A 6,660-nucleotide genomic window follows, 5' to 3' on the forward strand; every position below is an offset into this window, starting at 1 on the left:
GGTTAACCCTTCACTCCGGTGAGCGTGACACCCTCGACGAACGCCTTCTGCGCGAAGAAGAACACGAGGATCACGGGGGCCATGACCAGAACGGTCGCGGCCATGGTGAGATTCCAGTCGGTGTGGTGCGCGCCCTTGAACGACTCCAGGCCGTACGAGAGGGTCCAGGCGCCCTGGTTCTCGGAGGCGTAGATCTGCGGGCCGAAGTAGTCGTTCCAGGCGTAGAAGAACTGGAACAGCGCGACGGCCGCGATACCCGGCTTCGCCATCGGCAGGACGACCTTCAGCAGGGTCCGCAGATCCCCGCACCCGTCCACCTTGGCCGCGTCGAGGTACTCGTTCGGGATGGTCATCAGGAACTGGCGCAGCAGGAAGATGGAGAACGCGTCCCCGAACGCCATCGGGATGATCAGCGGCCACAGCGTGCCGGACAGGTCCAGCTGCTTCGCCCAGAACAGGTACATCGGGATGATCACGACCTGCGGCGGCAGCATCATCATCGAGATGACCAGCATCAGCGACAGATTCCGGCCGCGGAAGCGGAACTTGGCGAGCGCGTAGGCGACCGGGATCGACGAGACGACCGTCAGCACGGTGCCGAAGCCGGCGTAGAGCAGGGTGTTCTTCCACCAGGTGAGGAAGCCCGGGGTGTCGAAGACCTTCTTGTAGTTGCCCCACTCCCAGGTGTGCGGGATCAGATCGCGGCTGAGTGCCTGGGTGTCGCTCATCAGCGAGGTCAGGAACACGAACACGAAGGGCAGCACGAAGAAGAGGGCGGCGGCGACGCCGAGCGCGTGGACCGCGACCCACTCCAGAAGGGCCTTGCGGCGGGCGGTGCGTTCGGCGGGGGAGACCTGTGCGGCCAACTCCACCGGCTTGTCGAGTACTTGAGTCATCGGTCAGTCACCTGCCTGGATGAGACCGCCCCGGCGCCGCATCAGGAACGCGGTGAACACCATGGACAGGGCGAACAGCACGAGCGCGACCACACAGGCGGAGCCGTAGTCGAAGCGCTGGAAGCCGAGGTTGTAGACGAGCTGCGGCAGGGTGAGCGTCGACTTGTCGGGATAGCCGGGCTCGAACTGCGTACCGGCGCCCTGGATGACGCCCGAGGCGACCTTCCCGGCGATCAGCGGCTGCGTGTAGTACTGCATGGTCTGGATCACGCCGGTGACCACGGCGAACATCACGATCGGCGAGATGTTCGGCAGCGTGACGTACCGGAAGCGCTGCCATGCCGAGGCGCCGTCCAGCTCGGCCGCCTCGTACTGCTCCGTCGGCACGTCGAGCAGCGCGGCCATGAAGATGACCATCAGGTCGCCGATGCCCCACAGGGCGAGCAGGGTCAGGGCGGGCTTGGACCAGGTGGGGTCGTTGAACCAGCCCGGAGCCGAGATGCCGGCCTTCTCCAGGAGCGAGTTGACCGGCCCCGTACCGGGGTTGAGCAGGAAGGCGAAGGCCATGGTGGCCGCCACCGGCGGGGCGAGGTAGGGCAGATAGAAGAGGGTGCGGAAGACACCCGTGCCCGTCTTGATCTTCGTGATCAGCAGACCCACGCCGAGCCCGAACAGGACCCGCAGAGTGACCATCACGAGGACCAGCCACAGGGTGTTGCGCAACGCGGGCCAGAAAAGCGGGTAGTTCTCGAAGACGTACGTCCAGTTCTTCGTCCCGGTCCACGTCGGCGGCTTGAAGCCGTCGTAGTGCATGAAGGAGAAGTAGACGGTCGAGATCAGCGGGTAGGCGAAGAAGACCGCGAAACCGATCAGCCAGGGCGACATGAAGGCGAGGGTCCGCAGTGCCGAACGGCGGCGCTTCGAAGCCAGCGTGACAGTGCTCATCGTGTGGCTACTTCGCCTGCGCGATGTCCGTGTCGATCTGCTTGGCGGTGGATTCCAGGCCCGCCTTCAGATCCTTCGCCCTGCCGCTCTCGTAGTCGTATCCGAACTGCTGGAGCGTCACGAGGTAGGTGCCGCCGTTGATGGACGCCGGCGTGGTCGTGGAGTTCGGGTTGGACGCGATGTCCAGGAACGTCTTGAACCGCGGGTCGTACTTCAGCTTCGGCGACTTGAGGGCCGCGAGGGTGGAGGGGACGTTGCGGATGTCGTTGGCGAAGCCGACCACCGCGTCCGTGTCCGTGGTCATGTATTTGACCAGCTCCCAGGCCGCGTTCTGCTTCTTGCTGGTGGCCGCGACGCCCGCGATGGTGCCGGTGATGTAGCCCTTGCCGTACTGGTCCGCCCGGTCGTCCGGGACGGGCAGCGGGGCGACGCCGATCTCGAAACCGGGTTTGGCCTCCTCGGCCATGCCGAGCCGCCACTCGCCGTCCAGCTGCATGGCGACCTGACCGGTGTGGAAGGGGTGCTTGGGGCCCCATTCGTCACCGAGCTTGGAACGGTAGGTCTCCAGCTTCTTGTAGCCGCCGAGCGCGTCGACCAGCTTCTTCTGGAGGGTGAACCCGGCCGTGAAGGCGGGGTCCTTGGCGATGTTGGACTTGCCGCTGCTGTCGAAGTACGTCGGGGAGAACTGCCCGAAGTAGTGCTCGGTGGTCGACTCCCAGCCGTGGTAGTTCGGCATGAAGCCGAGCTGGGAGTAGGAGTCGCCCTTGGTGATCGTGAGCTTCTTGGCGTCCTTCTCGAACTCCGACCAGGTCTTCGGCGGGGAGGCGATCCCGGCCTTCTCGAAGGCGGTCTTGTTGTAGTAGAGCCCGTACGCGTCACCGAGCAGCGGCACCGTGCAGCGGTTGCCGTCGAACTGGGTGTACTCGTTCATCGCCTTCGGGAACGTCGTCTCGGGGTCGATGCCCGCCTTCTTGAAGAAGGGGTTCAGGTCGATGAAGGCGCCGGACGAGCAGAACTTGCCCACGTTGTTGGTGGTGAAGGAGGAGACGACGTCGGGGGCCTTGTCGCCGCCCGCGCGCAGCGCCTGGTTGATCTTGTCGTCCGTCATGTTGCCGACGACGTTGACGTGGATGTTGGGGTGCGCCTTCTCGAAGCCCGCGACCAGCGACTTCACGGCCTTGACCTCGTTCGGCGCGCTCCAGGCGTGCCAGAAGTTGATCGTCTGCTCCTTGGACGCGTCGTCGCTCGCGCCGGAGTCCGACTGGCCGGTACAGGCGGTGGCGAGGAGGGCTATCGAGGCGGAGGCGGCGAGCGCGACAGCCGCCTTTCGGGACATTCCGGGCATGGTGAGGTCTCCCTGCGAAGGACGGGGCGGGACGGGGGAGTTGCGGGCTTGGGGCGGGTTCAGCGGGAGGTGTCGAAGACCTCGTCGCGGGTGGCTGCCAGGGCGCTCTCCAACGCGCCGCGCAGCACGGGGTGTTCGAGTACGTCGCCGACGACGAGCCGTGGCCGGGACGCGGCCAGCTCCTCCAGCTCGGCCTGGACCAGGGCGCGCAGCGGTTCCCCGCCCGCGGTGAGCGACGATCCGCTGAGGACGACGAGTTCGGGGTCGAGCACGGAGACGAGGGAGGCCAGACCGGTGGCGAGCCCGGTCGCGTACGTCTCCAGGAGCTGCCGGTAGGGGCCCTCGTCGACGGCGGCGGCACGTTCGACGACGGTGGCCGCGACCTCGGCGTACGGACCCGTGGGCAGGTCCTTGATGCCGAGTTCGCGCGCCAGCTTGGGGACGGCCTGCGAACCGGCCAGTTCCTGGTAGCCGCCGCTGTTGGCCTTGGTCACCTGGCGCACCAGGGGCGCGCCGGGCACCGGCAGGAAGCCGACCTCGCCCGCGCCGCCGGTCCAGCCGCGGTGCAGCCGGCCGCCGAGGACGAGCGCGGCACCGAGACCGCCCTCGTTCCACAGCAGGACGAAGTCCTCGTGGCCCCGGGCGGCACCGAGCCGCTGCTCCGCGATGGCGACGAGGTTGACGTCGTTCTCGTACTCGACGGGCATCGGCAGCGCGGCCGCCAGCTCGTCGAGGAGGGTGGGGGTGTGCCAGCCGGGCAGGTGGGAGGCGTAGCGCAGCCGGCCGGTGTTGGGGTCGAAGGCGCCGGGGGTGCCGATGACCAGGCGGCGGACGTCGTCCCGGGCGAGCCCGGCCGCCTTCACCGCGCCGTCGAGGGCGTCGGTGACCTGGCGTACGACGGGCTGGGCCGGGCGGCGGCCCGGGGTGGGCAGCTCGTACTCGCCGACCGTGCGGCCGGTGATGTCGGCGACGGCGGCCAGGATGCGTTCGGGGGTGACGTCCAGGCCCGCCGCGTGACCGGCGCCCGGATTGACCACGTACAGCTGGGCGTTGGGGCCGGGCCGGCCCTCGCTCGTGCCGGTGGCGAGCACGAGTCCCGCCGCTTCCAGGCGGGCGAGGAGCTGCGAGGCGGTGGGCTTGGACAGCCCGGTGAGCTTCCCGATCCGGGTCCGTGAGAGGGGGCCGTGCGCGAGCAGCAGATCGAGAGCGGCGCGGTCGTTCATCGCGCGCAGGACGCGCGGAGTGCCCGGCGTACCGGCGGATCCTGCCATGTCTGTCGCCACCTGCCCTTCTTGGCCGACCAGCTTCCCAGGGGTGCCTTCGGGAAGTCCACCGCAAGATCATTGTTAGGAAAGTTTCCTATTGCTGGTGCGAGGAAAGTAGGCCGGGGGAGGCGGGGGCGTCAAGAGAAACCGCCCCCGAGGCAACAGAGTCGTTACCTGCGAGGGCGGTGTGTCGGTGCTGGACAGCGCGCTCGTAGCGCGCCGCGGCCTACTTCACGTCGACGTAGTCACCGGTGGCCGCCTTGGCTCCGGTGGTGGACGTTCCGGCGAAGGAGAAGCGGTAGGTGCCGTCGGCCGAGGCCTTGACGGTGGTCTTGAGCGCGCCGGAGGTGCCGGACGTGACCGTCTTGACGGTCGTGTAGGCGCTCGCGCCCTTGGCCTTGAACTGGAGGGCGACCGGCTGGCCCGTGTAGCCCGCGTACTCGCTGCTGTACCAGTTGGCGCGGGTCAGGCCGCCGGTGACGGTGAGGGTCTTGCCCTTGGTGACCGGCTCCGGGCCCGCGTTGACGGTGAGCTTGGCGGCCCGCTTGATCTGCACGGAGGCCAGGGGGCCCCACATGTCGTCGGCGTAGTTGACGCTGACGTGGCCGTCGGAGTCGTCCTCGTCCGAGGCGATGCGCCCGTAGTAACCGGCCGCGTGCCAGGTGGTGGCGTCCGCGGCCTCGTACAGCGAGCCGTACGGGTCGAGGGCGATCGTCTCCGTGCACGACTCGGTCAGCGTCGTGGCGGTCGTGGCGGTGGTGGTGCAGGTGGGCTTCTTGTCGTTCCCGAGTTCGTTCGCGATCCTGGAGAGCGAACCCCGGTAGAGGGCGATGCCCGCGGCCTTCGTCTCGTTGTCGAGCACGATGTCGGAGGGGCGGGTCAGGGTGTACGTGACCGGGACGTTCACCACGTTCGTGGTGCCGACGACGATCGGCTTGCCGCCGTTGACGACCACCTTCGAGAAGGTGAAGTCCGGAGTGGTGGCCGACGCGGCCGGCACGGCCAGGGCCAGGGCGCCGGAGACGACGGCGCCTATGGCGAACTTGCGCATGGATTACCCACCTTCGAAGCGGACCCCTGGGCGTTGCGCTCCAGAACAAGGGTGCCGCTGTTGAAGGTGACCATATGGGGCGGGTGAATGTGGCCGTCATGCGGGTGACCTGTGAAGACGCCCCGTCCCGGCCGGGCGGGAGTGGCGGTTTCGGGCGGGGTCCGGGGGCGTCACGAGTTGATCACGATCGCCGGTCGGCGCAGGTCGGGGGCGCATGCCGCCTGTTGTCGCCCATCTGTCCGGTGTTGCGGTGGATTGCCGTGGCGTCGAAGCACAGTTCCGCCACAGACGTGAAGGGGGTAAGTGTGCTCCCGCTGCGCGGGTCGAGGGCGCCGGCGCCGCCGGAGACCACCAACTGATGACACGGGCCCTCCCGCGCGGCCCCTCGCACAGGTCGCCGCTTCCTCGATGGCATACGGTGCCGGGCCGGGGCCCCGGCCCTCCGCAACCTGGGCCGAACCATCCGGAGGTGACTCCATGAAAGCGAACCGTCGGACGACACGGGAGACGCTGACCCGTCTGCTCGTGGCCTGCTGGGGCACGGTCGCGGGCCGGTGCCTTCCGCTGGCCCTCACCACGCTGCTCATCGGCCTGGTGGACGACGGCATCTCCTGGCCCGCCCTGGCTCAGGAGATCGCGGGCACGGTCCTGGTCTGGGCCGTCGTCAGCTTCGTCTTCGCGGCTGTCGCGGCTCTGCTGCTGCGGCGGCGGGCCCGGACCTCCGGCCTGTCGCTCCGCGACGACGCGCTGGGCGAGCGACAGCGGCTGCTGCTGCGGCCGATGCCCCTCGCGGACGGATGGCGGGAGCGGGTGCGCGCGGAACTGACCTCGTCGCAACGGGTGTTCCTCGTTGCGGAGAAGGGGGACGAGGAGATCCACTTCCGGTGGCGGCCCGGGCGTGGGGACCGCTCCGTGTGGGGATCGATGGCCTTCGACGCGACCGCGGGGACGGTGCTGCTCGATGTCCGCGAACAGGAGGGGCTCCCGGGCGTGGCCGGACTGGGAAAGGGCTCCGCGTTCGCCGCGGCCTGCCAGATAGCGCGGGTGACCGGACTGGAGTCGACGGGGACGGCGCCGGCCTGACCTCCCGCCGCGGCGAGCTGTCCCTCCTGGCGACCGGCGACGGCGCCGCGCGCTCCACATGCAGCACTACGGCAG

At 68.7% G+C, this 6,660-nt stretch carries 6 protein-coding genes; 1 reads left to right on the top strand and 5 read right to left on the bottom strand.

The features are described from left to right. Positions 1 to 2 precede the first annotated feature (2 nt). The 5 genes from ACFWBT_RS11435 to ACFWBT_RS11455 form a co-directional block, all read right to left on the bottom strand. Entirely contained in the window at positions 3 to 896 is an 894-nt protein-coding gene (locus ACFWBT_RS11435; RefSeq protein ID WP_351546934.1) for a carbohydrate ABC transporter permease, read from the bottom strand. A 3-nt stretch (positions 897 to 899) separates the two neighbouring features. Continuing rightward, positions 900 to 1,841 carry a carbohydrate ABC transporter permease gene (locus tag ACFWBT_RS11440; RefSeq protein ID WP_385698299.1) on the bottom strand — a complete coding sequence of 314 codons (942 nt, stop codon included), beginning with the start codon at positions 1,839 to 1,841 and terminating at the stop codon, positions 900 to 902. 7 nt (positions 1,842 to 1,848) lie between these two features. Next, positions 1,849 to 3,186: an ABC transporter substrate-binding protein gene (locus ACFWBT_RS11445; RefSeq protein WP_385698301.1), complete on the bottom strand. Its 1,338-nt coding sequence runs from the start codon at positions 3,184 to 3,186 to the stop codon at positions 1,849 to 1,851. A gap of 59 nt (positions 3,187 to 3,245) precedes the next feature. Further along, positions 3,246 to 4,457, bottom strand: a complete 1,212-nt coding sequence (locus ACFWBT_RS11450; RefSeq protein WP_385698303.1) for an ROK family transcriptional regulator — start codon at positions 4,455 to 4,457, stop codon at positions 3,246 to 3,248. A gap of 220 nt (positions 4,458 to 4,677) precedes the next feature. After that, positions 4,678 to 5,502 carry a hypothetical protein gene (locus ACFWBT_RS11455; RefSeq protein WP_385698305.1) on the bottom strand — a complete coding sequence of 275 codons (825 nt, stop codon included), beginning with the start codon at positions 5,500 to 5,502 and terminating at the stop codon, positions 4,678 to 4,680. Positions 5,503 to 5,979: 477 nt separating this feature from the next. On the opposite strand from ACFWBT_RS11455, the gene ACFWBT_RS11460 reads away from it, so the two are divergent. After that, positions 5,980 to 6,585 carry a hypothetical protein gene (locus ACFWBT_RS11460; protein ID WP_385698307.1) on the top strand — a complete coding sequence of 202 codons (606 nt, stop codon included), beginning with the start codon at positions 5,980 to 5,982 and terminating at the stop codon, positions 6,583 to 6,585. Positions 6,586 to 6,660 lie beyond the last annotated feature (75 nt).

This window comes from Streptomyces sp. NPDC060027, assembly GCF_042737005.1.
In the GTDB taxonomy this organism is placed as follows: domain Bacteria; phylum Actinomycetota; class Actinomycetes; order Streptomycetales; family Streptomycetaceae; genus Streptomyces.